General features: G+C 62.1%; 26 protein-coding genes. 13 read left to right on the forward strand and 13 right to left on the reverse strand.

The window, feature by feature from the left end; genetic code table 11:
• Window positions 1-80 precede the first annotated feature (80 nt).
• The gene (locus HNR38_RS12280) at window positions 81-998 is read left to right on the forward strand and encodes a malate dehydrogenase (RefSeq protein ID WP_183704596.1); all 918 of its coding nucleotides are present in this window, start codon (window positions 81-83) and stop codon (window positions 996-998) included.
• A 4-nt stretch (window positions 999-1,002) separates the two neighbouring features.
• Here the strand turns inward: HNR38_RS12280 and HNR38_RS12285 are convergent, their stop codons facing one another.
• From HNR38_RS12285 to HNR38_RS12295, 3 genes are all read right to left on the reverse strand, one after another.
• Window positions 1,003-1,770, reverse strand: coding sequence for a spermidine synthase (locus tag HNR38_RS12285; RefSeq protein ID WP_183704598.1), 768 nt, complete (start codon window positions 1,768-1,770; stop codon window positions 1,003-1,005).
• On the reverse strand, window positions 1,770-2,471 hold the full coding sequence (locus tag HNR38_RS12290; RefSeq protein ID WP_183704600.1) for a lytic transglycosylase domain-containing protein: 702 nt from the start codon (window positions 2,469-2,471) through the stop codon (window positions 1,770-1,772). Before HNR38_RS12290 ends, HNR38_RS12285 begins: the two co-directional genes overlap by 1 nt.
• An 86-nt stretch (window positions 2,472-2,557) precedes the next feature.
• The gene (locus HNR38_RS12295) at window positions 2,558-3,916 is read right to left on the reverse strand and encodes a dicarboxylate/amino acid:cation symporter (RefSeq protein ID WP_183704602.1); all 1,359 of its coding nucleotides are present in this window, start codon (window positions 3,914-3,916) and stop codon (window positions 2,558-2,560) included.
• An 80-nt stretch (window positions 3,917-3,996) separates the two neighbouring features.
• Between HNR38_RS12295 and HNR38_RS12300 the strand changes: the two genes are divergently transcribed.
• Together HNR38_RS12300 and HNR38_RS12305 are read left to right on the forward strand one after the other, a co-directional pair.
• On the forward strand, window positions 3,997-4,236 hold the full coding sequence (locus HNR38_RS12300; protein WP_183704604.1) for a TIGR02647 family protein: 240 nt from the start codon (window positions 3,997-3,999) through the stop codon (window positions 4,234-4,236).
• A 98-nt stretch (window positions 4,237-4,334) separates the two neighbouring features.
• A complete protein-coding gene (locus HNR38_RS12305; protein WP_183704606.1) occupies window positions 4,335-5,234 on the forward strand; it encodes a DMT family transporter in 900 nt (299 codons plus the stop codon).
• On the opposite strand, the gene HNR38_RS12310 is transcribed toward HNR38_RS12305, so the two are convergent.
• Entirely contained in the window at window positions 5,216-5,902 is a 687-nt protein-coding gene (locus HNR38_RS12310) for a response regulator (protein WP_183704609.1), read from the reverse strand. The two genes, HNR38_RS12305 and HNR38_RS12310, sit on opposite strands and share 19 nt — an antisense overlap.
• Entirely contained in the window at window positions 5,899-7,515 is a 1,617-nt protein-coding gene (locus tag HNR38_RS12315) for an ATP-binding protein (protein WP_183704611.1), read from the reverse strand. Before HNR38_RS12315 ends, HNR38_RS12310 begins: the two co-directional genes overlap by 4 nt.
• 245 nt (window positions 7,516-7,760) lie before the next feature.
• Here HNR38_RS12315 and HNR38_RS12320 point away from each other — a divergent pair, with 245 nt between their 5' ends.
• Genes HNR38_RS12320 through HNR38_RS12330 form a run of 3 tightly spaced genes read left to right on the forward strand, consistent with a single transcriptional unit; the run spans window position 7,761 to window position 10,707 of the window.
• Complete coding sequence (locus tag HNR38_RS12320) at window positions 7,761-8,738, forward strand: Bug family tripartite tricarboxylate transporter substrate binding protein (RefSeq protein ID WP_183704613.1); 978 nt, start codon at window positions 7,761-7,763, stop codon at window positions 8,736-8,738.
• The gene (locus tag HNR38_RS12325) at window positions 8,735-9,181 is read left to right on the forward strand and encodes a tripartite tricarboxylate transporter TctB family protein (protein ID WP_183704615.1); all 447 of its coding nucleotides are present in this window, start codon (window positions 8,735-8,737) and stop codon (window positions 9,179-9,181) included. Before HNR38_RS12320 ends, HNR38_RS12325 begins: the two co-directional genes overlap by 4 nt.
• Window positions 9,181-10,707: a tripartite tricarboxylate transporter permease gene (locus tag HNR38_RS12330; protein ID WP_183704617.1), complete on the forward strand. Its 1,527-nt coding sequence runs from the start codon at window positions 9,181-9,183 to the stop codon at window positions 10,705-10,707. The genes HNR38_RS12325 and HNR38_RS12330 overlap by 1 nt, the downstream gene beginning before the upstream one ends.
• A gap of 63 nt (window positions 10,708-10,770) precedes the next feature.
• On the opposite strand, the gene HNR38_RS12335 is transcribed toward HNR38_RS12330, so the two are convergent.
• The 3 genes from HNR38_RS12335 to HNR38_RS12345 form a co-directional block, all read right to left on the reverse strand.
• Window positions 10,771-11,391, reverse strand: coding sequence for a LysE family translocator (locus HNR38_RS12335; protein WP_183704619.1), 621 nt, complete (start codon window positions 11,389-11,391; stop codon window positions 10,771-10,773).
• Between the two features lie 81 nt (window positions 11,392-11,472).
• Window positions 11,473-13,146: a GMC family oxidoreductase gene (locus HNR38_RS12340; RefSeq protein ID WP_183704621.1), complete on the reverse strand. Its 1,674-nt coding sequence runs from the start codon at window positions 13,144-13,146 to the stop codon at window positions 11,473-11,475.
• 37 nt (window positions 13,147-13,183) lie between these two features.
• Window positions 13,184-14,695, reverse strand: a complete 1,512-nt coding sequence (locus HNR38_RS12345) for a CoA-acylating methylmalonate-semialdehyde dehydrogenase (RefSeq protein ID WP_183704623.1) — start codon at window positions 14,693-14,695, stop codon at window positions 13,184-13,186.
• A gap of 161 nt (window positions 14,696-14,856) precedes the next feature.
• On the opposite strand from HNR38_RS12345, the gene HNR38_RS12350 reads away from it, so the two are divergent.
• Window positions 14,857-15,774 (forward strand): LysR family transcriptional regulator, encoded by a 918-nt coding sequence (locus HNR38_RS12350; protein ID WP_183704625.1) that lies wholly within the window; start codon window positions 14,857-14,859, stop codon window positions 15,772-15,774.
• 10 nt (window positions 15,775-15,784) lie between these two features.
• Here the strand turns inward: HNR38_RS12350 and HNR38_RS12355 are convergent, their stop codons facing one another.
• Together HNR38_RS12355 and HNR38_RS12360 are read right to left on the reverse strand one after the other, a co-directional pair.
• A complete protein-coding gene (locus HNR38_RS12355) occupies window positions 15,785-16,570 on the reverse strand; it encodes a ZIP family metal transporter (protein ID WP_183704627.1) in 786 nt (261 codons plus the stop codon).
• Window positions 16,570-16,866, reverse strand: a complete 297-nt coding sequence (locus tag HNR38_RS12360; RefSeq protein WP_183704629.1) for an Rdx family protein — start codon at window positions 16,864-16,866, stop codon at window positions 16,570-16,572. The genes HNR38_RS12355 and HNR38_RS12360 overlap by 1 nt, the downstream gene beginning before the upstream one ends.
• 111 nt (window positions 16,867-16,977) lie before the next feature.
• Between HNR38_RS12360 and HNR38_RS12365 the strand changes: the two genes are divergently transcribed.
• The gene (locus HNR38_RS12365) at window positions 16,978-17,751 is read left to right on the forward strand and encodes a TSUP family transporter (protein WP_183704631.1); all 774 of its coding nucleotides are present in this window, start codon (window positions 16,978-16,980) and stop codon (window positions 17,749-17,751) included.
• 2 nt (window positions 17,752-17,753) lie between these two features.
• Here HNR38_RS12365 and HNR38_RS12370 read toward each other — a convergent pair whose 3' ends face one another.
• A complete protein-coding gene (locus HNR38_RS12370; protein ID WP_183704634.1) occupies window positions 17,754-18,428 on the reverse strand; it encodes an AbiTii domain-containing protein in 675 nt (224 codons plus the stop codon).
• Between the two features lie 269 nt (window positions 18,429-18,697).
• A complete protein-coding gene (locus tag HNR38_RS12375) occupies window positions 18,698-19,363 on the reverse strand; it encodes an AbiTii domain-containing protein (RefSeq protein WP_183704636.1) in 666 nt (221 codons plus the stop codon).
• A gap of 191 nt (window positions 19,364-19,554) precedes the next feature.
• Between HNR38_RS12375 and HNR38_RS12380 the strand changes: the two genes are divergently transcribed.
• On the forward strand, window positions 19,555-20,220 hold the full coding sequence (locus tag HNR38_RS12380; RefSeq protein WP_183704638.1) for a protein-L-isoaspartate(D-aspartate) O-methyltransferase: 666 nt from the start codon (window positions 19,555-19,557) through the stop codon (window positions 20,218-20,220).
• A 1-nt stretch (window position 20,221) separates the two neighbouring features.
• On the opposite strand, the gene HNR38_RS12385 is transcribed toward HNR38_RS12380, so the two are convergent.
• The gene (locus tag HNR38_RS12385) at window positions 20,222-20,416 is read right to left on the reverse strand and encodes a hypothetical protein (RefSeq protein ID WP_183704640.1); all 195 of its coding nucleotides are present in this window, start codon (window positions 20,414-20,416) and stop codon (window positions 20,222-20,224) included.
• Between the two features lie 127 nt (window positions 20,417-20,543).
• Between HNR38_RS12385 and HNR38_RS12390 the strand changes: the two genes are divergently transcribed.
• The 4 genes from HNR38_RS12390 to HNR38_RS12405 all read left to right on the forward strand — a co-directional run bounded on the left by HNR38_RS12390 (window position 20,544) and on the right by HNR38_RS12405 (window position 24,423).
• Window positions 20,544-21,443 (forward strand): LysR family transcriptional regulator, encoded by a 900-nt coding sequence (locus HNR38_RS12390; protein ID WP_183704642.1) that lies wholly within the window; start codon window positions 20,544-20,546, stop codon window positions 21,441-21,443.
• Between the two features lie 114 nt (window positions 21,444-21,557).
• Window positions 21,558-22,742, forward strand: a complete 1,185-nt coding sequence (locus HNR38_RS12395; RefSeq protein ID WP_183704644.1) for a M24 family metallopeptidase — start codon at window positions 21,558-21,560, stop codon at window positions 22,740-22,742.
• Window positions 22,743-22,768: 26 nt separating this feature from the next.
• Window positions 22,769-23,506, forward strand: a complete 738-nt coding sequence (locus HNR38_RS12400) for a polyamine aminopropyltransferase (protein ID WP_343068305.1) — start codon at window positions 22,769-22,771, stop codon at window positions 23,504-23,506.
• A gap of 14 nt (window positions 23,507-23,520) precedes the next feature.
• Window positions 23,521-24,423 carry an NAD-dependent protein deacetylase gene (locus tag HNR38_RS12405; protein WP_183704648.1) on the forward strand — a complete coding sequence of 301 codons (903 nt, stop codon included), beginning with the start codon at window positions 23,521-23,523 and terminating at the stop codon, window positions 24,421-24,423.
• The last annotated feature ends 9 nt before the right edge of the window (window positions 24,424-24,432 follow it).

Raw genomic sequence — 24,432 nt, forward strand, 5'->3', positions numbered from 1 at the left:
CACGATTACTGCAGGTTGATCGGTGTCATGGCAAGTCATCGCCCGCCGGCCAACGGGTCGGCGGATAAACAGGAGAGACTATGAAAGTATCCGTCATCGGCACCGGCCACGTTGGCTCCACCCTGGCATTCGTGCTGACGCTCAAGAATCTGGTCAAGGAACTGGTGCTGGTCGGACGCACCCGGGAGTCAGCCCTGGGCGACGTGCTGGACCTTCGCCATAGCCAGTTGTTCGTTAATGCCCCGGCCCAGGTCACCGCTGGCACCGTTGCCGATACTGCCGGCTCCGATATCATCGCCATGTGTGCGTCGGTACCGACGCCCCGGAACATGAACAGTCGTCTGGAGCTGGCCCGTGGCAATGTCCAACTGATGAAGGAACTGATGCCTGAGTTGGCCCGCCTGTCACCGGACTGCAAGGTGGTCATGGTGTCCAACCCGGTGGATGTACTGGTGCACTACGCCCTGGAATACACCGATCTGCGGCCCAATCAGGTGGTGGGTACCGGTACCCTGGTTGATTCCTCGCGCTTCCGCCAGCTGCTTGCCGAGGAGTTGCGCATCCACTCCGGTGATATTCGCGCGTACATGCTCGGTGAGCACGGGGACAGCCAGTTTCCGGCGATGAGCTGCGCCGGGGCTGGCGGCGAGCCGCTGGACCCGACGCCGGCGCGCTACGCCCTGGCGGAAAAAGCCTCCCGGGCGGGGTTTGAGGTGTTCAAACACAAGGGCATGACCAACTACGCCGTCGCCCTGGCGGCCGCCGAGATCATCGAATGCATTATCAAGGATGCCAAGCACACTTTGCCGGTCAGCCTGCGGGTGGATGGTTTCCTGGGCGTAAGTGATGTCTGCCTGAGCCTGCCAGCGGTCGTCGGCGGCAACGGTATTGAACGGGTTCTGCACCCGAAGCTGAATGAGCAGGAGCAGGAAGCGTTTCTGCACAGTGCCAGCGTGGTGCGGGAAGTCATCGCCTCTGCGGGTGAAAACGGGGGCTGAAGCTTCAGCCTTCGACCAGCGTTAGTTTCTTCATCAGCTTGCGCCAGCCCACCGGCAGCTGCTGTTCCAGCTCCTTTAGGTAGGGAACGTCCAGAGGCCAGGGATAGAAGGGCTGGCGACATCCATAAATCACCGTGTTGTTGCTGCGACTGCGGAAATACAGCAGGCAGGGGAACTGGCGTACCAGTTCCCGGAACAGGCTGCCGCTCTCATCCGGCACCTTGTGATAGTTCAGTATCAACCAGCCATCGTCGGTCAGCGCCCGGCAGCAGTGCTTGATAAAGCGCCGCTGGGCCTGAGTCGGGCTCATCCGGTTGGCGCTGTATAGGTCGGTGAAGATCATGTCGGTGCTGCCCGGGGGCAGGTTTGCCACCGTGTCGGCGGCGTCGTCCACGGTGATACTCAGGCGTGGGTCGTCCGGCAAGCCGAACCACTGCCTTGCGACATTCACCACTTTTTCCCGCAGTTCCACCACGTGAACCTGGCAGTCCGGAAACAGCCGGTACAGGCCGTGGGCCAGCGCGCCGCCGCCCAGACCGAGAACGGTGACATGCCCCGGCGTGGCAAAAGCCGCGGGCAGGAGCATGGCCCGGCTGTATTCGTGGACCGGCAGGTGTGGGGCGGCTAGGGCGATTTTGCTCTGCTCAAAGATGGAATCGAAGCTGAGCATCCGGTGCTTGCGGTCCTCCAGCACCAGAATGTTGCCGAAACCGTCCCTTTCCAGATGAACGATATCGCCGTTGATGCCCGGTCGGTTGACGATGCTGCCCATCAGTTGGCGGCATACCGTTCGCGCAGAATGCCCACCCGTTTCACATAGGCCTTGGTTTCCGCGTAAGGTGGCACGCCCTTGTAACGGGTTACCGCACCGGGACCGGCATTATAGGCGGCGGTCGCAAGGCGGATATCCCCGTTGAAACGTTTCAGCATCCGCGCCAGGTAATCGACGCCACCCCGGATGTTCTGCTCTGCAGCCAGTGCATTGCTCACGCCCAGCTCCCGTGCGGTGCCCGGCATCAGTTGCATCAGCCCCTGGGCGCCCTTGGGCGAGGTGGCGTTGGGATTGAAGGCGGATTCGGCGTGAATCACCGCTCGCACCAGGGCCGGGTCGACATCAAACTCGTCGGACGCGACACGGATTTCTTCCCGGTAGGGGTTGAGGAAAAGCGGGGTGTTGCGCCAGTCCACGGTGGAGTCCGGGTCACAGGCGTAACAGTGAAACCGGATAACATCGAACTCCGCCATCGTGGGCCGGTCGCTGCTGTAAGACACGGTGCCGTTTTCGTCTGTGTAACGATAGACGGTTTCATTGCCCGTGGAGGCAATCGGAGCATCCTGGGACGCGTTGGTAAATTCCACTGAGCCATCTGGATGCTCGATCCGCTGAATGCCATCGGCCATGGCCGGCATGGACAGGGCCATGCACAGCCCCATCAGCAGTCGGTAGCGGGAATGTCGGGTGTCTCTGGCCATGGTTCGTAACGCGTCACTGGTGCCCGGTTGGATAACCGTTCCATTATTCCAGCCTGAGACATCCGAGCATAGTGTTCAGGTCTCATTTAACCGGAATTGCCCGTCGGCGCCTCTTCCTGGGGGAGCCGGGTGCCGGACCAGTTTTCCATCAGCCGGCAGGTCACCAGGTCCCCGGTGACGTTGATGGCGGTCCGGCACATATCCAGAATCCGGTCCACACCCATGATCAGGGCAATGCCCGACGGCGGAATGCCAACCGTCTGCAGCACCATTGCCAGGATCACGATGCCGACGCCCGGTGTGGCCGGAGACCCGATGGACGCGCCAACCGCCATGGCCACCACCAGTGCCATGCTGCCCATGCCCAGATCAATACCGTACACCTGAGCCAGGAAAACGGTGGCTACCGCCTGGTACAGGGCGGTGCCGTTCATGTTGATGGTGGCGCCCAGGGGGATGACGAACTGGGAGATGGAGGGGCGCACGCCGAGCTTGTCTTCGGCGGTACGGATGGACAGGGGCATCACCGCTGCTGAACTGGAGGTGGAGAAGGCCAGCAGCAGGACATCGCGGCTGTCCCGGATGAAGCGCAGAGGCGGGTAGCCTACGGCCAGTTTCATGAACAGCAGGTAGACCCCCAGCAATAGCAGCAGGCCGGCAAGCACGGTCAGCACATAGGCGCCCATGCCCAGCATGGAGCGGAAACCGATGGTGGTGGTCAACTGGGCCATCAGGCCGAATACGGCCAGTGGCGCCAGTCGCATGGCCCATTTGACCACAGTCATGCAGACCTGTTGCAGGGAATCCAGGAGGTCCAGCATGGGCCTGGCTTTGTCCGGGGCCATGCTGACCAGGGCGATGCCAACGATGATCGAGAAAATCACAATTTGCAGCATCTGGCCTTCCACCATGGCATCCAGGGGATTGCCGGGCAGCAGGCCTATCAGGGTGCGCGGCAGGTCTTCCACTGCCGGCATGGCGGCCCCGCTGGTGGGGTCGCCCGGTGGCAGTTCGGTCTGTGCCAGCCCGGCCAGCAGGGTGCCCGGCGACAGCACGCCGCCCACCCAGAGCCCGATGGAGGCAGCAATGCCGGTGGTGACCACAAAAAACAGGGTGACCCGCAGCCCAAGCCTGCGTAATTGTTCCAGGTCCTCGCTGGCGGCCAGGCCCCGAATCACCGAAGCGATGACCAGGGGAATCACAATCATCTGGATGGTGGCGAGAAACAGCTGGCCGGGGAACGCCAGCCAGTTGCCGATCAGGGTGCCGGTGGCGGGCTCAACCAGCCCGACTGATGGCCCCAGCAGGGTGCCAACCACGAGACCCAGGCCCAGGCCGATCAGTACTTTCAACCACAGCCGCCCGGCCACCAGCCCGGCAAGATAGACACTCAGGTGCCGCAGGGGCCTGGGGTAGTAAATCGGGTAATCGTCCTGTTTTGCCATCGCTTTGCATTCCTGTGCTTGGCCAACCGCCGCGCGGCGCCTAGACTGACTACAGCCAGCCGTTACAGAGAGGTGACACAATGCCGTTTTCCCCCAACCATCTTGCCGAACTTAACCTGCTTTTGCAGTTTCCTTCCACGTCCACCCAGGAGGGAATCAAGGTGCACGCACACGAAGCTGCGCCGGAAACCGTGCAGGCGGCCGAGAAACTGTTTGCCAAGGGGCTGACCTCCCATCACGACGGCGGCTACCTGACGCCACTCGGGTGTGAGGCCGTTGAAATGACCCAGAAACTCAAGTCCATGCTGTCAGATACCTGACTGTTACGGCCGGTTGCCGACGGACTGTACCTGTTCGCCTTACTGGAGGACAGGTATAGTCGACGGCCCTGATTTTTCCAACTGGGTTGATCCACGGCATGCCACCGGTCTTTTACTCTCTGTTCGTTCCCGCACTGTTCGTCTGGCTCTGGAGCACTGGCTTCATCGGTGCCCGATACGGGCTGCCTTTTGCCGAGCCGTTTACCCTGCTGGCCATGCGCATGTTCCTGACCCTGGTGCCTCTGGCTGTGCTTGCCGTCTTTCTGAAATCCCGTTGGCCCGGCTGGCGTGGGGCCGGTCATCTGGCGGTGACCGGGCTGCTGGTGCAGGGTTTTTATCTGGGTGGGGTGTTCTACGCGGTCGACCAGGGTATGTCCGCCGGGGTTGTCTCGCTGATTGTTGGCCTGCAACCGCTGGTAACCAGCCTGGCGGCGGTGATCTTTCTGAAAGAATCCGTGACCTCCCGCCAGTGGCTCGGGCTGTCCCTGGGCCTGGTGGGTGTGGTGCTGGTGCTGGCAGAGAAAATGGGCGGCACCGGCGAGGTGGGGATTCCGCCGCACACGCTGATCTGGGCTCTGCTGGCCCTGCTGGGGATTTCCCTGGGTACCGTCTACCAGAAGCGCCATGGCACCAGTGTCGATCTGGTCACCGGCACCATGGTGCAGTACGCGGCGGCCGGCAGTTTCTTTGCCCTGGGCGCCTTCGTGCTGGAGACCCGGGAGGTGGAATGGACCCTGCAGTTCAAGCTGGCCCTGGCCTGGCTGGTGTTTGGCCTGTCGGTGAGCGCGATCCTGCTTTTGATGTGGCTGATTCGCCGGGGGGCGGCCTCCCAGGTGGCCAGCCTGTTCTATCTGGTGCCGCCAGTGACGGCGCTGGAAGCCTTTATCCTGTTTGGCGAACGCCTGGGGCCGCTGGCCATCACCGGTGGCCTGGTCGCCATTACCGGCGTGGCGCTGGTCACGGTCAAGGGCCGTGGCGCTCAGGCCTTGAGGAAATAGCGCCGTTCCGGGCGGCCAACGCTGCCGTAGCTGACTTCTGCAGTCAGTTCGCCGGTACCCACCAGGTACTCCAGGTAGCGTCTGGCGGTAGTGCGTGAGGCGCCCATTTCCATGCCCATGTCTTCGGCACTCCACTGGCCGCCCCGGGCGATGTGGTCCCGGACCTTGTCCAGGGTGAGCGCATCAATGCCCTTGGGCAACCTCTCCTGATTGCCGGTTTCGCCTTCTGTTCCGCCCCTGGGCAGCAGCGCATCCACCTCGCGCTGGGCGAGCTGATTCAGGGTGGCCAGTTTTTCCAGGTGTTCCCGGTACCGGTTGATGGCATCCTGAAGGCGTTCAAACACCAGTGGCTTGAGTATGTAATCGAACACCCCGCCGCGCAGGGCGCTGCGCAGGGTTTCCACTTCCTTGGCGGCGGTGATCAGGATGACATCGCTACCGCTGTCGGTGGCCCGCAGTTCCCGGAGCAGTTCCAGGCCGTTGCCGTCCGGAAAATACACGTCCAGCAGGATCAGGTCTGGCGCCATCACGTCTACCAGGTCCCGGGCGTCGGCCAGGGTATGGGCGATGCCACAGAGCTCCAGGTTGTTTAGGCGTTCAATAAAGCGGCGCTGAATTTCCGCGATCTTGTGGTCATCTTCCACGATAAGAAGTCGAATCGGGTTCACAGGCCCTTTTTCTCCTCCGGTTGTTTGGGCAGATAGAGGGTAAAGCGACTACCGCCGGCGGTCAGATTCTCCACGGTAACCGAGCCGCCCCAGCGGTTCAGGAACTGCTGTACCAGGTGCAGGCCGATGCCATGGTCTTCACCCTTGGTGCTGACGCCTCGCTCGAAAATGCGTTGCTGGGCGTTTTCGGGCACGCCCGGGCCCTGGTCCTCCACTTCGAAAATCAGCTCTGCGCCGAGATCGGTCATCGACAGCCGCACCACGCCACCCTGGCCGGTCTGCTGGAACGTGGCCTCCAGGGCGTTGTCGATCAGATTGCCCAGGGCACTGACCAGTTGCTCCCGGGGCAGGGTGGCGGGAATGTCCGCCATTTGGCTGTCCGGATCGATGTCCAGGCGCAGGCCCATCTCCCGGGCGCGGTTGTACTTGCCCAGCAGACAGCCCGCGATGACCGGGTCGGGCACCGCTTCCAGCAGCAGGTGCAGCAGGGACTGGTGGTCACTGACCTCGCTGCCGATCAGTGCCAACGCCTTGTCGTGGGCGCCGATCTGGATCAGGCCGGCGATGGTGTGCAGTTTGTTGGAATACTCGTGGGTCTGGCTGCGCAGGGTGTCGGCGTATTGCTGGATGCGAGTGAGCTGGCGGCTGACCTGGTCCAGCTCATCCCGCAGCCGGAAACTGGCCACCACGCCGATGATCTCGTCGCCCTGGCGTACCGGCAGGCGGTTGACCACCATCTGCCGGCCACGCAGCCAGACTTCCCGGTCAAAGTCCGGCTGGCCGGATTCCAGCACCGACAGCAGGCTGGATTCCGGCAGGATGTCGAGGATGGGCTGGCCCGCCAGTCTGGTATCCGGTGCCAGGCCCAGGGTTTCACAGGCGGCCCGGTTTGCCGTGGTGATAATGCCGTCGCGGTTGATGGCGAGGATGCCCTCGCGCACCGATTGCAGGGTGGCTTCGCGTTCCTGGAACAGGCGGGCAATTTCTTCCGGTTCCAGGCCGAAAATGGCCCGTTTGAACCGCCCCGCGATGACGATGGCCGACAGCACTGCCACCAGCACCATCAGGCCGACGACACCGTAGAGCGTGAAGTTATAACGGCGGATGGTGGCTTCCACCTGGTCCAGGCTGTACCCCACCGAGACGATGCCGATGATCTCGCCGGTGGCCGGGTCCTCGATCGGGGACTTGCCGCGCATGGTCTCACCCAGGCTGCCAAGGGCGCGGGCCACGTAGGATTTACCTTCAATCAGTGCCCGCCGGCCGTCATCACCATCGTCATCCGCCATGGAGTGGCCCAGGCGGTCCGGGTTGGGGTGGGCGAGGCGGATGGCGTTGTGATCGCCGATCACGATAAAACGGGCCTTGTTGGTTTGTGCCAGGCGCTGGGCCAGGTGATTGAGAGCGTCCACGTCCCGGGCCCGAACGCCCTGGATAACGGACGGGGTCGCCGCCACGGTGCGGGAGACCATCAGGGCGCGCTGGCCGATTTCCTCATACAGGGATTCGCTGAGGTAGTAACCCGCGAAGCCGCCAATCAGCAGCGTCTGGAGCGCCCCGAGCAGTCCCAGGGTCAGAATCATCCGGGTTTTCAGGGTGGTTTTTCGCAACATGAGTCCGGCACAGCGTTATTGTTTTCTGCCCCAAGGGTACTGCATCACCTTGACGCTTGCCCGTGCTCTTTATGCACAAAATATCCTTTTCGCTCTTTAAAGGGTTTTCGCCCATAAACTTCTTCGCCTGCCCGGTCACCTTTTAATCTGCGCGCAATCGCTCCTCTGGCCTGCCAAAGCCAGGGACCTGGCCAATACGGTCCTGCCTCAGGGGCGACGACAAAAACAAGCTGAGAGGTGACAATATGTTTTTCAAGCGAACCCTGTCCTTCGTAGCGGCTGCGGCCGTCTCTATGCATGCCATGGCCTGGCAGCCTTCCGGAAAAGTCGAATGTCTGGCACCCGCCGATCCCGGTGGCGGCTGGGATTTCACCTGCCGTAGCGTTGGCAATGTCATGCAGGATCTTGGCCTGGTGGAAGGCACGGTGCAGACGGTCAACATGGCCGGTGCCGGCGGTGGCGTGGCCTACGCCCACACCGTGAGCAAGCGGGCCGAGGACAACAACCTGCTGGTAGCCGCCTCCACGGCAACCACCACTCGTCTGGCCCAGAAGCAGTTCCCGGGCATGGACGCGGACATGGTGACCTGGGTCGGTGCCCTGGGCGCGGATTACGGCATCATTGCGGTGTCCAGGGATTCCGAGTACCAGAACCTCAATGAGCTGATGGCCGCGGTCAAGGAAAACCCGAAATCGGTCAAGTTCGCCGGTGGCAGTGCCCGTGGCGGCTGGGACCACCTCAAAGTCCTGATTACTGCCCGCGCGGCCGGCGCCGACAAGCTGCCGTCCATTCCCTACCTGTCCTACAACAACGGTGGTGAAGCCATGAGCCAGGTGGTTGGCGGCCAGGTGGACGCCTTCACCGGTGATATCTCCGAGGCAACCGGCTTCATGAAATCCGGTGACCTGCGCGTGGTCGCGGTGCTGGCGGATGAGCGCCTGCCGGGTGATTTCAGCGACATCCCCACCGCGAAAGAGCAGGGCATTGATGCGGTCGGCCCGAACTGGCGCGGTTTTTACATGCCCAAGGGCGCCAGCGACGAAGCCAAAGCCTACTGGGTGGATGCTGTTGATACCCTCTATGCCAGTGATGAATGGAAGAAGGTCATGCGCAACAACGGCCTGATCGCCTTCCACCCGCCGGCTGACAAGTTCGATGAATTCGTACGCAATCAGGTGCAGGAAATCGAACAGCTGTCCCGCGATATCGGACTGCTGAAATGACACGCTTCGGTGATCGTATCCTCGGCCTGGGCCTTCTGGTCCTCGCCGTTGCCTACGGCTGGGCTGCGCAGCAGTGGCCCGAGCCGTTCGGCGGCGCCGAGACTGTGGGGCCCGAAACCTTCCCCACCATCCTGGCGGTGGTGCTGGTGGCCGGCAGCCTGTATCTGATGATCAAACCGGACCCGGATGCCCAGTGGCCCGTTGGCAAGTCGCTGATGGAACTGGTGATCTCGTTGCTGGTACTGCTGGTCTATACCGTGTTGCTCGAGCCCCTCGGGTTTGTCATTTCCACCACTCTGGCCGTGGGCACTTTGAGCTGGCGTATGGGGGCAAAGCCCCGCTATGCCTTCATCACGGGTCTGGTCAGTGCGGTGGTGGTGTTCGTGCTGTTTAACTATGGTCTGGCGCTCAGTCTTCCGGCCGGTCTGCTGGAGGTGAACTGATGGAAACGATCGGTTTTCTGATGGACGGTTTTGCGGTGGCTCTGACCCCGTACAACCTGATGTTCGCCCTGTTCGGCGCGTTTGTTGGCACCCTGATTGGCTGCCTGCCCGGCCTTGGCCCCGCCAACGGTGTGGCGATCCTGATTCCCCTGGCGTTCACCCTGGGCCTGCCCCCGGAAACGGCGATGATCCTGCTGACGGCAGTCTATGCCGGGGCCATGTATGGCGGCCGGATCTCCTCGATTCTGCTCAATATCCCCGGTGACGAACCGGCGATGATGACCTGCCTGGACGGCCATCCCATGGCCAGGAACGGTCGGGCTGCCGATGCCCTGGCGGTGTCGGCCATTGCGTCCTTTGCCGGCGGCCTGATCGGCACCATCGGCCTGATCATGCTGGCGCCGGTGCTGGCCAGGTTCGCGCTGACGTTCGGGCCGGCCGAGTACTTCGCGCTGTTCCTGCTGGCGTTTGCCACCCTTGGTGGTATTACCGGCAAGAATCCGATGAAGACGGTCATCGCGGCAACGCTCGGGATCATGATCTCCACGGTGGGCATCGATATTTCCACCGGCACCCAGCGCTATACCTTCGGTGTGCTGGAGCTGTATGAAGGGATCGATTTCATCCTGGCGATTGTTGGCCTGTTTGCCATTTCGGAACTGTTGTTCTTCGTGGAATCCCGGATGGGCAGTGGTCGTGGCAAGATGAGTGTCGGCAAGCTCTCCCTGAGCTTCCGGGAACTGGTCAGCACCATTCCCACGCAACTGCGCGGGGGCGTGCTCGGCTTTATTTCCGGCGTGTTGCCGGGGGCCGGTGCCTCGCTGGGCAGCTTCATCAGCTATACCCTGGAAAAGCAGGTGGTTGGCCGCAAGGGCACATTCGGTGAGGGCGATATCCGTGGCGTGGTGGCTCCGGAAGCCGGCAACAACGGTGCCTCCTCCGGTGCCCTGGTACCCATGCTGACGCTGGGCGTGCCGGGCAGTGGTACCACCGCCGTCCTGCTGGCGATGCTGATTTCACTGAATATCACGCCGGGACCGCTGATGTTCACCCAGAACGCGGAAATTGTCTGGGGCGTTATTGCCGCGCTGCTGATTGGCAACGTTCTGCTGCTGGTGCTGAACATCCCGCTGGTGGGTTTCTTCGTGAAGCTGCTGTCGGTGCCGCCGATGTACCTGCTGCCGATTGTGACCATGATCGCCTTTGTCGGCATCTACTCGATCAGTCACAGCACGTTCGACCTGTACTTCATGGTCGCTTTCGGTGTTGCCGGCTATTTCCTGCGCAAGCTGGAGATTCCACTGGTGCCGATCATCCTCGGGCTTCTGCTGGGGCCGGAAATGGAAAAGAACCTGGGCCACGCTCTGGTGCTGTCCGACGGCGACTGGAGCATCCTGTGGCAAAGCGCACTGGCCAAGGGCCTGTGGGTTGTTGCCGGGCTTGGCCTGCTCCTGCCGTACATTGTGGGCCCGCTGTTGCGCCGGCGCATGAATGCGGCGATGAAAGAATCCCCCGTCAGTGACTGACGGGGTTGCTCCCACCTGACGATCTGCTGTCAGTTTTTGCACCGGGCTCTGCCCGGTGTTTTTTTATCGGCCGTTGACGATGCCGACCACCAGGCGCCCGGCCAACCCGACCAGAACGGCCCCAAAGACCCGCTCGAACCAGACTGCACGCCGCTGCAGCGCTGCCAGCCAGCGTGGGCTGGAGAACAGCCAAGCCACCAGCAGGTACCAGCCGGTGTCGATCACCAGGGCCGTGCTGGCATAGCCGGCTTTGGCCAGCAGTGTGGTGTCGGTGCCCACCACCTGGCTGAACAGGGCGAGGAAAAAGACCGCAATCTTGGGGTTGAGAAAGGCAATCATGAAGCCGTCACGGGCGGCGCTGCGCGTGGTGGGTGGTTCGGGCAGGGTTTCGTCATTGGACGGTCTGGCCATGAGCCCTTTCAGGCCCAGCCAGGCCAGATACCCGGCGCCACCCCATTGCAACAGGGCAAACGCGGTCGGGGAGGCGGTAATGACGGCGGCCAGGCCCAGAATACTGAGAAAGGCATAGATGCCGATGCCCAGGCCATGGCTGAGGGCCGTGATCACGCCGTTGCGGCGGCCCCCGCTGAGTGTCTGTTTCAGTACCAGGGCCAGGGAGGGACCCGGCGACATGGCGCCGAGAACGCAGATGGTGACAACCGTCAGCCAGGTCGCAAGAGTCATGGTTCAGTCCTTTGCCGGTGGTTCAGACTGCAGAGTTTAACAGCCCGGCACCGGCAAAGAACCCTGACCCCGGTGGTTGGGTTAGTGGCCCGCCAGAATCCAGCGCGCGGCTTTTTCCGCGATCATCAGGGTCGGGGCGTTGGTATTGCCGCTGGTTATGGTGGGCATGATGCCCGCATCCACCACTCTCAGTCCGGCCACGCCCCTTACCCGCAGGTGCGGATCCACCACCGCCATGGGGTCATCGTCGCGCCCCATGCGGGTGGTACCGACCGGATGGAAGATGGTCGTGCCGATATCGCCCGCCAGTTTGGCCAGCTCGTCGTCGGTCTGGTACTGAAGGCCCGGTTTGTATTCCTCGGGCTGGTATTTGGCGAACGCCGGCTGTTCAGCCAGTCGGCGGGTGATCCTAAGTGAGTCCGCCGCCACCTTGCGATCTTCCGGCGTGCTCAGGTAATTGGGCGCGATAGCCGGTGCCTGGGCCGGGTCCGCGCTGCGGATGCGCACGGTGCCGCGACTGGTCGGGTTGAGGTTACAGACGCTGGCAGTGATGGCCGGGAAATCGTGCAGCGGCTGGCCAAAGGCATCCAGGCTCAGGGGTTGCACGTGGTACTCGATGTTGGCGTAGTCGTATTCTGCCGAGCTGCGGGTAAACAGACACAGCTGGGACGGCGCCATGCTCATCGGGCCCGAGCGGGTCAGCAGGTATTCGAGACCGATCCGGGCCTTGCCGAGCAGGGAGTTGGCCATGGTATTGAGTGTGGTGGCCCCCTGAATCCGGTAAACCGATCGGATCTGCAGATGGTCCTGTAGGTTTTCGCCAACACCGGGCAGATCCCGGACCACGGGAATGTCGTGGGCCTGGAGTAGATCCGCCGGTCCGATGCCGGACAACTGCAGTAGCTGTGGCGAGCCGATGGCACCGGCGCAAAGAATCACTTCCCGGCTGGCGCGGGCGGTTACCTCGCCCTGGCCCGGGCGCTGGACCCGCACACCGGTGCAGCGGGAACCCTCGCCGCTGCCGCGGGTTTCCAGGTTCTGGACCTGAGTGGAATGCCAGAGGGTCAGGTTGGGGCGTTTCTCCGCCGCGCGCAGGAAAGCCTTTGAAGTGTTCCAGCGCCAGCCACCGCGCTGGTTCACTTCGAAATAGTCCACGCCTTCGTTGTCTCCCCGGTTGAAGTCCCGGGTTCTGGGCACGCCGGCTTCCACGCAGGCTTCGGCGAAGTCTTCCAGCACCTGCCATTTCAGGCGCTGGTGTTCCACCCGCCATTCGCCACCATGGCCATGATAGTTCCTGTGCTCAGGATCGGCGTCGCCGTTCGGATCCAGCCGGTAATGGTCCTCGTGGCGCATGAAATCCGGCAGGCAGTTGTCCCAGTTCCAGTCGTCCTCGCCGGTGACCTCGGCCCACTGATTGTAATCCCGGGCCTGGCCCCGGATGTAAAGCATGCCGTTGATGCTGGAACAGCCACCAAGGGTCTTGCCCCGGGGGTAGATCAGGGAGCGGCCGTTGAGGCCCGGGTCCGGCTCTGTCCGGAACCGCCAGTCGGTCCGTGGGTTGTCGATGCAGTAAAGATAACCCACCGGAATGTGAATCCAGTGGTAGTTATCACGGCCGCCGGCTTCAATCAGCAGGACCCGGTTGGACGGATCGGCGCTCAGCCGGTTGGCCATCAGGCAGCCGGCCGAGCCGGCGCCGACGACAATGTAGTCAAATGTTTCCGCGTGTCCCTGTGCCTTGTTGTTGTCGGACATGGCGTTCTCCAGAGTGAGGTGGTCAGGGTGCCGCCGCCTATTTGGCGGTCGGCATCACAAATTCCGCGCCGGCATCAATGGAGTCGGACCAGCGTTGCATGATGGATTTCTGGCGGGTGTAGAAACGCACGCCTTCCTCGCCGTAGGCGTGGGTGTCCCCGAACAGGGAGCGCTTCCATCCGCCAAAGCCGTGCCAGGCCATAGGGACCGGAATGGGGACGTTGATGCCCACCATGCCCACCTGGATCCGCCGGCCGAATTCCCGGGCGACATTGCCGCTTTCGGTAAAGCAGCTCACGCCGTTGCCAAATTCGTGGTTGTTGATCAGCTCGATGGCTGTGGCGATGTCCGGCACGCGGACACAGGCCAGCACCGGGCCGAAGATTTCCTCGCGATAGATGGTCATGTCCGGGGTGACATGGTCAAACAGGGTACCCCCCATCCAGAAACCGTCCTGGCAGCCTTCGCCGGTGCTGGAGGCGTCGAAGTTGCGGCCGTCCACCAGCAGTTGAGCGCCTTCGGCCTCGCCCTTGTCGATATAGCCGCTGATGCGCTCATGGGCGGCGCGGGTGACGATGGGGCCCATCTCGGCGTCCAGTTCCTCACCGTTTTTGACCTTCAGGCTGCGGGTTCGCTCGGCCAGTCGGGGCATGATTCTGTCGGCAACGTCGCCGACCATCACTGCCACGCTGATCGCCATGCAGCGTTCACCGGCACTGCCGTAGGCGGCGCCGATCAGGGCATCGACGGCTTTGTCGAGGTCGGCATCGGGCATCACCACCATGTGGTTCTTGGCACCACCGAGGGCCTGGATGCGCTTGCCGCGGCTGGCGCCTTTCTCGTAGAGCAGGTTGGCAATCGGGGTGGAGCCGACAAAACTCAGGGCCTGCACGTCCGGATGTTCGATCAGGGCTTCCACGGCGTCCTTGTCACCCTGGACGACGTTGAATACGCCGTCCGGCAGTCCGGCCTGGCGCAGCAGGTCGGCGATCATCAGCGAGGCGCTCGGGTCCAGCGGGCTGGGTTTGAGGATGAAGCTGTTGCCGGCGGCGATGGCGACCGGGAACATCCACATGGGCACCATGGCCGGGAAGTTGAAGGGCGTCACCCCTGCCACCACACCCAGGGGCTGGCGGGTCGTCCAGTTGTCGATGCCGGTGCTGACCTGCTCGGTGTAGTCACCTTTGAGCAGTTGCGGAATACCGCAGGCGAATTCAACGATGTCGATGCCCCGGGCCACTTCACCCTGGGCATCGGTGAAGACCTTGCCGTGCTCGGCCGTAATGGCGCGGGCCAGGTCGTCCTTGTGCTGGTTGAGCAGTTCCAGGAACCGGAACATGACCCGGGCCCGGCGGATGGGCGGTGTGTCGGCCCAGGCGGGGAAGGCAGCCCCGGCTGCGGCGACTGCCCGGTCCACGTCACTGGCGCTGGCCAGCGCGACCTCTCCGGTGACCGCCCCCGTAGCCGGGTTGAACACATCCTGCTTGCGGTCAGATTCGCCCGGTGTTATTTGCCCATTGATATAATGATTGATGGTTTTCGTGGTCATTTTCTGTCCCCGTCGGTGGCTTCCGGATGATGGTTGCCCGATCTTTTATTGTCAGTTGCGGGCGATCGTGTGGTATCAGGCTAGGTCGGGGGCGCGCCCGGAGCAATTGAGTTTTTCTAAAGCGGGATATAAGCTTTTCTTATATTCAAGAGAGGTGTGTCATGCATGCATTACAGGGCTTGAGGGCGTTTGTGGCCGTGGCCCGTGAGGGCAGTGTTTCCCGGGCGGCTGAGCGGCTGCACCTGACCCAGCCGGCGGTCAGTCTCAAACTCAAGCAGTTCCAGGACGAGTTGGGCCTCAAACTGTTCACGCGCCGGCCCCAGGGGCTGATGCTGACCGCGGATGGCCAGGCTCTGCTGCCTGCTGCCGAAAAGACGCTGGCCTCGCTGGCGGCGTTTGAGCAGAGTGCCCAGGCGTTACACAGCACCGTGCGCGGGCGTTTGCGGATTGGCACCATTGTAGATCCGGAGTTCATCCGTCTGGGGGATTTCCTGCATCGGCTGGTGGAGCGGGCTCCACAACTGGAGACGGAACTGCGCCAGGGCATGAGCGGCAGTGTCCTGGAGCAGGTCCGGGATGGCCGGCTGGATGTGGGGTTTTTCCTGTCGCCACCCGGGGTGGGCGCTGGCGCCCTGGCCCCGGAGGTTGAGCACCGGGAACTGACCCGCTTCAATTACTACGTGGTGGCGCCCCCGGGCTGGCGTACTCGGCTGGTGTCGGCGGATTGGCCACAACTGGCGGAACTGCCATGGGTGGTCACCCCCGAGGATTCCGTGCATCACCGTCTGTTGCGGGGTGCTCTGGACCCGCTGGGGCTGGAACCCCGGGGTGTGGCCCAGGTGGATCAGGAGGCCTGTATGCTGGATCTGGTGCGGGCAGGCGTGGGCCTCAGCCTTGCCCGCGACGCCCTGGCCATGGCCGAGCGGCAGGAGCGTGGGCTGGAGATCGCCGAGGGCGTGCGGCTGCCCTGTGCCCTGAGCTTCATCTGGCATCAGGGCCGGTCAGAGGAGCCGGTGATTGCCGAGGCCCTGGAAGCCCTGGCCAGCGTCTGGAGCCTGCCTTCCCTGGCCGCCGTTTAACCAGACGCGCCTAGCCGAGGGTGGCATCCAGAAACATCATGACGCAGAAGCCTCCCATCAGGGAGAAGGTGGACATGATTTTCCATTCCCGGTGATGGGTTTCCGGAATAATCTCATTGCTGATGATGAACAGCATGGCGCCCGCGGCAAAGCCCAGGGTCCAGGGCATCACCGGTTCGGCCAGCCAGACAGCCGTTGCGCCAAACAGTCCGCCAATGGGCTCAGCCAGGCCCGTGAGCAGGGCAATGCCAAAGGCCCGGAGCCGGGAGTAGTCAATGGCCAGAAGGGAGAAGGCCACTGCCAGGCCTTCGGGAATGTTCTGCATGCCGATGCCGGTGGCCAGGATATAACCGTTGCGAACGTCCTCGCCGGCAAACCCCACACCCACCGCCATACCCTCAGGAAAATTGTGCAGGGTGATGGCTATGATGAACAGCCAGATGCCCCGGATATACGAGACATCGGGGCCTTCCCGGCCCAGTTCGAAATGCTGGTGGGGGAGCTTCTGGTGTACCAGGTACAGGGCGCCGGCACCGGACAATACCCCGAAAATAACGATCAGCGCCGCCGCCCAGGTGTGGCCGGTGATGGTCTCGCCATAGTCCAGGCCCGGCAGCAGCAGGGAGAAGAACGAGGCAGCGAGCATCACGCCGGCGGCGGCTGCCAGCATGCCATCCTGCAAGCGGTGGGTGATGGTGCGCACCATGAAGATGGCCAGTGCACCCACGCCGGTGGCCAGGCCCGCAAACAGGCTGGCCAGGGTGCCCAGCCAGACAATGCTGAGGTCGCCGGGCATCAGTTGCCTCCGGTGGTGCCGGGTTTGCCCTCGGAGTGTCCCAGTGACCGGTCCGGCGAAATTTCATCCCGTACCAGCTGTTTGAGCTGCTTGATGTCCGGGAAGCCTCCCTGTTCCTTGCGGGACCATATCCGGGTGTCGTTGACCCAGACCTCGAAGATGCCGCCCGTGCCGGGATGAAGGGCCAGCTCGTCGATGTCGTCCTCGAAGGTGGTCAGCAGCTCCTGGGCCATCCAGGCGGAGCGCAGCAACCAGCGGCAGCCGGTGCAGTAGTGGATATCAACCTTATTGGTCATGGTCTCTCCCAGCGGGTTGTCGGGGTTACATGGTACGATGGTCGTTTTTCTGTCCGTGAACGGGGCGATGGTGGCCCGGTTCATCTGTTCTGAAACAAGCCGCGAGTGTCCATGTCTGACCTGTCGTCTGTCCAGTATATTCTGATTGCGCTGATTTTTGTCTGGAGTGGTTTTGTCCGTTCCGGGCTGGGGTTTGGCGGGGCCGTCCTGTCGCTGCCTTTCCTGCTGCTGGTACTGGACGATCCGCTTGTGTTCCTGCCGATCATTGCCGTACACCTGCTGGTGTTTTCATCCCTGACCATCTGGATGAACAACCGGAAGACGGGGCAGGCCCAAGACGGGCAGGGCGGTACCGTAGACTGGCGCTATCTGGGGCGGCTTCTGGCGATTCTGATCGTGCCCAAACTGATCGGGGTTTTCGGGCTGATCACCCTGCCCGGGGATATCATGAGCGGCATCATTTTTGTGATTGTGGCGCTTTATTCGGTGTCCTACATCCTGGATCGGCCGTTCCGTAGCGGCAGCAAGACGGTGGATGTGCTGTTTCTGATGCTCGGCGGCTACATCAGTGGCACCTCACTGATCGGGGCGCCACTGATTATTGCCGTGGCCGCCCAGTATCTGCCCAAGGAAAAACTGCGGGATACTCTGTTCGCGCTCTGGTTCATTCTGGTGCTGATCAAGCTGTCGGCGTTTTTGTGGGTGGGCATCGACCTGCAACTGATCCATCACCTGTGGTTGCTGCCGGCCGCCGCCGTCGGGCACGTGATCGGGCTCTACGCCCACGACCGGCTGTTGCACTCGGAAAGCAATCTGTTCTTCCGGGTGCTGGGGGGCGTGTTGCTGACCGTCAGTGCCGTCGGGTTGTTCAGCGTCTGGGGCTGAACTCAGCCGGTGCGGTTAAACAGACGCTCGAAGATGCCCATTGAACGGACGTCCGGGATGGGGAGGGTGTCCAGGTCCGCCATGGCCTGGCGCCAGAACTCCTCGGGTGTGTCCAGATGCGCCACTTTCTCTTTTTCCTCGCGGGTGAACTGATTGCGCTCACCGGTCAGTCCGGCTTCCTGTACCGCGCTCAACCAGAGGTAAAGGCCGCCGCGAATGGTGCGGACCAGTTTGCTGTAGACGTCCCGGTCGAGATAGATGGCCAGCTCGGCCGTCAGGTTCAGCTCTTTCTTCAGCGTAGCCGCATCCTCGTTAGTCATCTGGACATGGTGTCCGTCACCCTTCTTGCAACCCAGGCAGAGTCGTTCGAGCCGACGGGCCGGCTCCAGCAGGTCCGGGCGGGCGTAGGTTTCACTCTGCTGGTCATTCACCGGCGCGGACACCCAGCCGTGCATGGTCGCCTGGGGTGGCTTGCCGACGATCTCTCCGGGCAGTTGGCGGCGATAGGGCGGCGCTTGTTTGGCGTCTGTGTAACCGTCGTATTCCTGCCTCAGCCAGGCGGTCATGTTGCGGTGGCGAAGCATGGTGGCAAGTGCAATGGCGGAGGGCAGAAGATCGCCGAGCAGTTCAGTGGGCTCCAGCGTGCGCTGCCGGAGATTTTCGACGGATGTGGCCATAGTGTTCTCCCTGATCGCCCTGTGAGGCCAGAAGCAGCCTTGTTAGTGGTTCCGTAATGGGTCGTTTCCCGGTATCCCTGTTGCGTAGACGAACAGAGCCACCCGAGGATATGGGGATTGATAAGCGTTCAGGGTAAACGCTAGCAGATTGCAGAATCTGTTGTAAAAAACTTGTGAGATATAACCATTAAATATGTGACGCAGGTTTGATAGTACCCCGGATGCAGCAGGCATGCGCCCGCCAATCCGGGGGGGATGAGAGGCGCGGATCAGCCGGCCCGGCCGAACATCCGCTCGAGCAGGCCCAGTTCCCGGACATCCGGAACCGGCAGTGAGTCTCTTTCGGCCATCGCCCGGCGCCAGAAATCCTGGGGCGTGTCCAGATGGGCCACCTGGGCTTTTTCATCACGGCTGAACTGATTGTGTTCACCTTCAAGGCCGGCGGCCACCAGGGCCTCCAGCCACAGATGGAGGCCTCCGCGGACCGTTCGTAGCAGTTGGCAGTAAACGTCGCGGCTGATATTAATGGCCAGGTCCGCGCTCAGATTGATCTGTTTCTGCAGGGTGGCCAGATCCTCCCGGGCCAGCAGGATCCGGCTGCCGTTACCCTTCTTGCAGTTCAGGCAGGTGTGTTCCAGTTCACGCACCGGGTCCAGAAGATCCAGGCGCCCGAATTGCTCGGTCTGATGTTCCTCGACTGGTGCCGGTATCCAGCCGTACTGTGGTGATTTGGCCACGATGTGGCCGGGCAGTTCCCGACGGTAGGGCGGGGCCTGTTGATGGTCTGCGTAGCCTTCATATTCCTGGCGCAGCCAGGTGGCCATTGTCCGATGCCGAAGCATAGTGGCGAGGGTGATGGCGGACGGGATCAGATCCCCGAGCAACTCGGTGGCATCCAGCGTGCGTTGCTGGAGGTGTTCGACTGACGTAGACATGGTTTTCTCCCCGTACCCCTCGGCCTGGCGGCAGAGGCAGGTCTTGTTGTTGTTTTCCGGCTTGTTGTTTTTCTTTTTCTCCATCGGGTGGAGGAGTAATCTTTGATTAAAAAATAGACAGTAGCAGTCTATGCATCTGTTGTAAAAAGGTTATGGGTTGTAACCGCCAGTAACCATGGGAGTGTCGTCACATGGGCTCAGACAGCAAAGACAGCAGCGCCCGCCGGCTGGACATGGTGCGGGAACAGATTCTGGCGCGGGGTATCCGGGACCCCCGGGTCCTGGAGGCCATGGAGCAGGTTCCCCGGGAGTTGTTCGTTCCCAGGCATCTGCAGGATGAGGCGTATGAGGATCACCCCCTGCCGATCGGCTATGGGCAGACCATCTCCCAGCCTTACATTGTCGCCCTGATGGCCGACATGCTGGGTCTGGATGGCCGGGAACGGGTACTTGATATTGGCACGGGGTCGGGTTACGCAGCGGCCGTGCTGGCCAGCATAGCCCTGGAAGTTTTCAGTATGGAACGGGTTCCGGAACTGGCTGAACGTGCCCGTGAGAACCTGAGGAAAGCCGGATTCAGTCAGGTGCAGGTGCGATGCGGGGACGGATCTCTGGGCTGGCCGGAAGCGGCGCCTTTTGACGGGATCTGTGTGGCTGCCGGGGCGCCTGCCATGCCGGATGCCCTGTCAGAGCAGCTGGCTGTGGGTGGTCGACTGGTTATTCCGGTCGGGCCGGAGCAAGGGGTCCAGCGTTTGTTGTGTATAACACGAAGGCCTGATGGTGGTTTTGATCGGGAAGACTTTGGGGATGTGAGGTTCGTTCCCCTCCTCGGGGAGGAGGGGTGGAGCAGAGACTAACTCAGTGGCCGCCCTGTACCTGAGGCATGTCCTGGGCTACAGCGACTGCTTTGCGGTTGAAAATCCGTACCTTACGACGGATAAATGCCATCGCCTGGCGAGCCGCAGCGCGGGTATACTGGCGCCTGACCTCAGCACTGTTGTGGAGGATGGTGGACGGCATGGGGTTTACGGTTGCGATATGGTTCTGAGTCATAGCGCCTTCCTCCTTCATCGGGTGGATTGATAGCGATCTATCTTTAATTTACGACATATTCTAAGGATTCTTTTTTGCAGCTTGAATACGTTAAACTCCGTACTCGTGTTGCAAATATGCAGTGATTATGGACTGGGATTATCTTCGATACATAAGGGCGCTTGCAATAGGCGGGACGCTGGCGAAAGCCGGTGAAATACTGGGCGTACACCAGACAACGGTGCTGCGCCGGCTGGACCAGATGGAGGAGTCTCTGGGTGTGCAGTTTTTCGAGCGCAACCAGAACGGTCTTCAACTGACGCCGGTGGGCGAAATGGCCTTCCGGGAAGCGGAGAGGCTGGCCACGGATATGGACAATCTGGAGCGCAAGCTGATCGGCGGGGATTCCGCGCCGGTGGGCAAGGTCCGGATTGCCGCCGAGGACATGATGGTGAACCAGCTGCTGGGGCCGATACTGGCGGAAATGGTGCGCCAGTTTCCGGATATCGAACTGGAACTGCTCACGGATAACGACGTGGCCAACCTGACTCACCGGGAACCGGACCTGACCCTGCGCCCGGAAAACAAGCCCCAGGCAACCCTGGAAGGGGAGCGGATTGCGTCGGTGGAGTCAGCCGTTTACGGCTCGGCCCAGTACTGTCGCCGCAACCGCAACATGGACATCGAGAATCACCCGGACGAGTGCGTCTGGATCCTCCCGGATGAGACCTTCAGTCACCTGGCTACCGGCCGCTGGTATCGCAAGCATCTGAAACAGGTGACGTCGGTGATCCGCTGCAACAGCCTGCAGTCCATGCTGGCGTTGGCGAGAGCCGGTACGGGACTGGCGGTTCTGCCCTGTTATGTGGGCGAGAGAGCGCGGGAACTTCGGCGGCTGTCCGATCCCCTGGACGGTGAAAGCGTGGATCTGTGGCTGCATGTCAATCAGGACACCCAGCAGATGGCGCGTGTGCGTATGGTCATGGAATTTCTGGTGGAGCGGCTACGGGGGCTTGAAGCTGAGATCGAGATCAGCGGCGGATTCTGACGCTTTCTGCCGGCGTGAATTTGTACAAACCCGGTTTTCGGTCCAGTCTCCCAGAAGTAACGCTAATTCGCTGAAAGCCCCGAGGGTTTCGGGGCCGGAACCGGGAGACGTTTCATGGATTTCAATGCCTATGGCAAAGCCCTGTCGCCACGCTATCGCGGCGCGGAGTGTCCGTTTCAGGCGTCCGAGTACGAAGACCGGATAAACCGGGTCCGGGAGCGCATGGCGCTGGAGGATTTTGACGCCCTGCTGGTGACCGATCCCTCGGATATCTTCTACCTGACCGGTTACGGCACCTTCGAGGTGTCGGTGCATGTGGCCCTGGTGGTCACCCATAAGGATCTGATGCTCCAGGTGCCATCTATTGAAATGGGGCCGGCACTGACCACCACCCGGGTCGAGAACATCAGTGGTTACCGCTGGGAGGGCATCGGGGATGTGCTGGAACCCCTGGTCCAGGCACTGACCAACGGCATTGAGACGGTGGCGGTGGATGCCTGGCACGGCTCCCTGCGTACCGGTGTGCTGGATGGCCTGAAAGTGCGCCTGCCTACGGTGCGTTTCGTCCATAATAACGGTCTGCTCAAGAAAATCCGCATCGTCAAATCGGAGGCGGAGATCGCCTATCTCCGGGAAAGCGCCAGAGTGACGGCAGCCGGGCTGAAAGCGGCGCGTGCCGCCGTGATTCCAGGCACGACGGATAATGATGTGGCGGCTGCCGGTGCCCGGGCCCTGATCGAGGCGGGCAGTGAATTCATGAGCATGCAGCCGATCGTCACCACCGGTGTGCGCAGCAGCTTTATCCACTGCAATCACCGGCGCACCGTCATTGAGGCCGGTGATCCGGTATTCCTGGAGTTTGGCTCCGCCTGGTATCGTTACACCGCACCGATGATGCAGACCGTGGTTGCCGGTGGTCAGCCGGATGGTGATGTGCAGCGGGTCCATGACGGCTGTCGTCGTATCGTGGATGCGCTGCTGGCTTCCGTTCGCCCCGGCGTTTCCTTTGACGAAGCCGCCCGGGCGGCGGAAAGGGCGCTCCAGCCGCTGGCGGATGAAGTCTTCTTTTCCGGCGTATTTGGTTATACCGTGGGCGCCCAGTTTCCGCCATCCTGGGTTGAGGGTTCCGGTTTTATCGCCCGCGGTGGCAACACGGAATTCCAGCCGGGCATGGTGTTTCACTTGCCGATCTGCCTGAGGGCGCCGGGCCGCTGGGGCATTGGTAGTAGTGAAACCATCCTGGTGACAGAGAAAGGGGCCGAACCCCTGACCGATAATCCCTGGCATCTGGAACCCTGAGGTTCCGGAGCCACAGACGAGAGAGCGTGCTTTTGGGACTGCTATTTGAACAGATCGACAGCCAGCCTTCGGCCATTGGTGACATCACCCTGCGCCGGCGCCGTATCCCGGCGCTTGGTAACCGGGACATTCACGAGGTCAAGATGGGCGAGGAATTCCTCATGTCCAGCATGTTCGTGGATGCCGAAGTGGCGCTGGCCGATCTGGGGCTGGCCGCCACGCCGGGTGACGGCCTGAGTGTGGTGGTCGGCGGTCTCGGTCTGGGCTACACCGCCGTTGCCGCGCTCAAGGACCCGAGGGTCAGTGAACTGCTGGTGGTTGAATACCTGCAGCCGGTGATTGGCTGGCATCAGCAGGGCCTGGTACCGCTCGGCCGGGAGCTGACCGACGATGAGCGAACCCGGTATGTGCAGGGCAGCTTTTTCGATCTGGCGGTGCAGGCGCCGGATCAGGGCGGCTTTGACCCGCAGTCACCGGGCCGGCAGTTCGATGCCATCCTGCTGGACATCGACCATTCCCCACGGGCGTTGTTGCACGATTCCAACGCCAGCTTCTATACCGTGGACAGCATCGGGCACATGGCGGGTCAGATCCGGCCCGGTGGCGTCTTCGCGATGTGGTCCAATGAGGGCGAGGACGCCGAATTCATGGCCGTGCTCCGGGATGTGTTCACCGACGTCGTCTGCCATGTGGTGACCTTTTTCAATCCGTTCCAGAACAGGGAGTCGTTCAATACGGTGTATGTGGCGCGGAAGCCGGGATAACTGCCGGAGAAGCAATGACAGAACTGCCCCATCGAACCCGTCCGTTCAGCCGCGATCAGCGCCTGCCGGAGCTGACCGAGGCGCTGGTTGAACTGGGCCCGCAGCAGGCCGGTGAACAGCTTGCCGATTTTATTCACCACTACCCCCGGCTGGTTATCCTGACCGGGGCGGGAGTAAGTACCGACTCTGGCATTCCGGACTACCGGGATGGCGACGGTGCCTGGAAGCGCAAGCAGCCGGTCCAGCATCAGGACTTCATGACCAGCACCGGGACCCGTCAGCGATACTGGGGCCGGAGCCTGATCGGCTGGCCGGTGATACGTAACGCCACCCCCAATCCTTCCCATCATCATATTGCCGAACTGGAACTGCTGAACCACTGCCAACTGGTGGTGACCCAGAACGTGGACCGGCTGCACCAGAAAGCCGGCAGCCGGGGGGTGCTTGATCTTCATGGCCGGGCGGACGAAGTGGTGTGCATGAGCTGCGGTTATCGTTGCTCACGGGACGAGGTGCATGACCGCTGTGCCGACCTGAATCCGGATTTCCGGCATTTCACCGCGACCGCGGCCCCGGACGGCGACGCCGATCTGGACGTGGATTTCTCCGGCTTCCAGGTGGCGGGTTGCCCGGTCTGCAACGGCATTCTCAAACCGGACGTGGTGTTCTTCGGCGACTTCGTGCCCCGCCAGCGGGTGACCACCGCCATGGACGCCATTCGCGAGAGCGATGGCCTGCTGGTGATTGGCTCTTCCCTGATGGTGTATTCCGGCTTCCGTTTCTGTCGTTATGCCGGGGAATGGCAAAAGCCCATGGCCACCCTGACGCTGGGCCGCACGCGGGCGGAGGATCTGGTGAACCTGAAACTCAATGCCCGGATCGGGGAGACCCTGGCAGTGGCCATCAGCCAGTTGTGAGCGGGGAGC

Origin of the sequence: Marinobacter oulmenensis, assembly GCF_014201735.1 — a bacterium.
GTDB classification, from domain to species: Bacteria; Pseudomonadota; Gammaproteobacteria; order Pseudomonadales; family Oleiphilaceae; genus Marinobacter; species Marinobacter oulmenensis.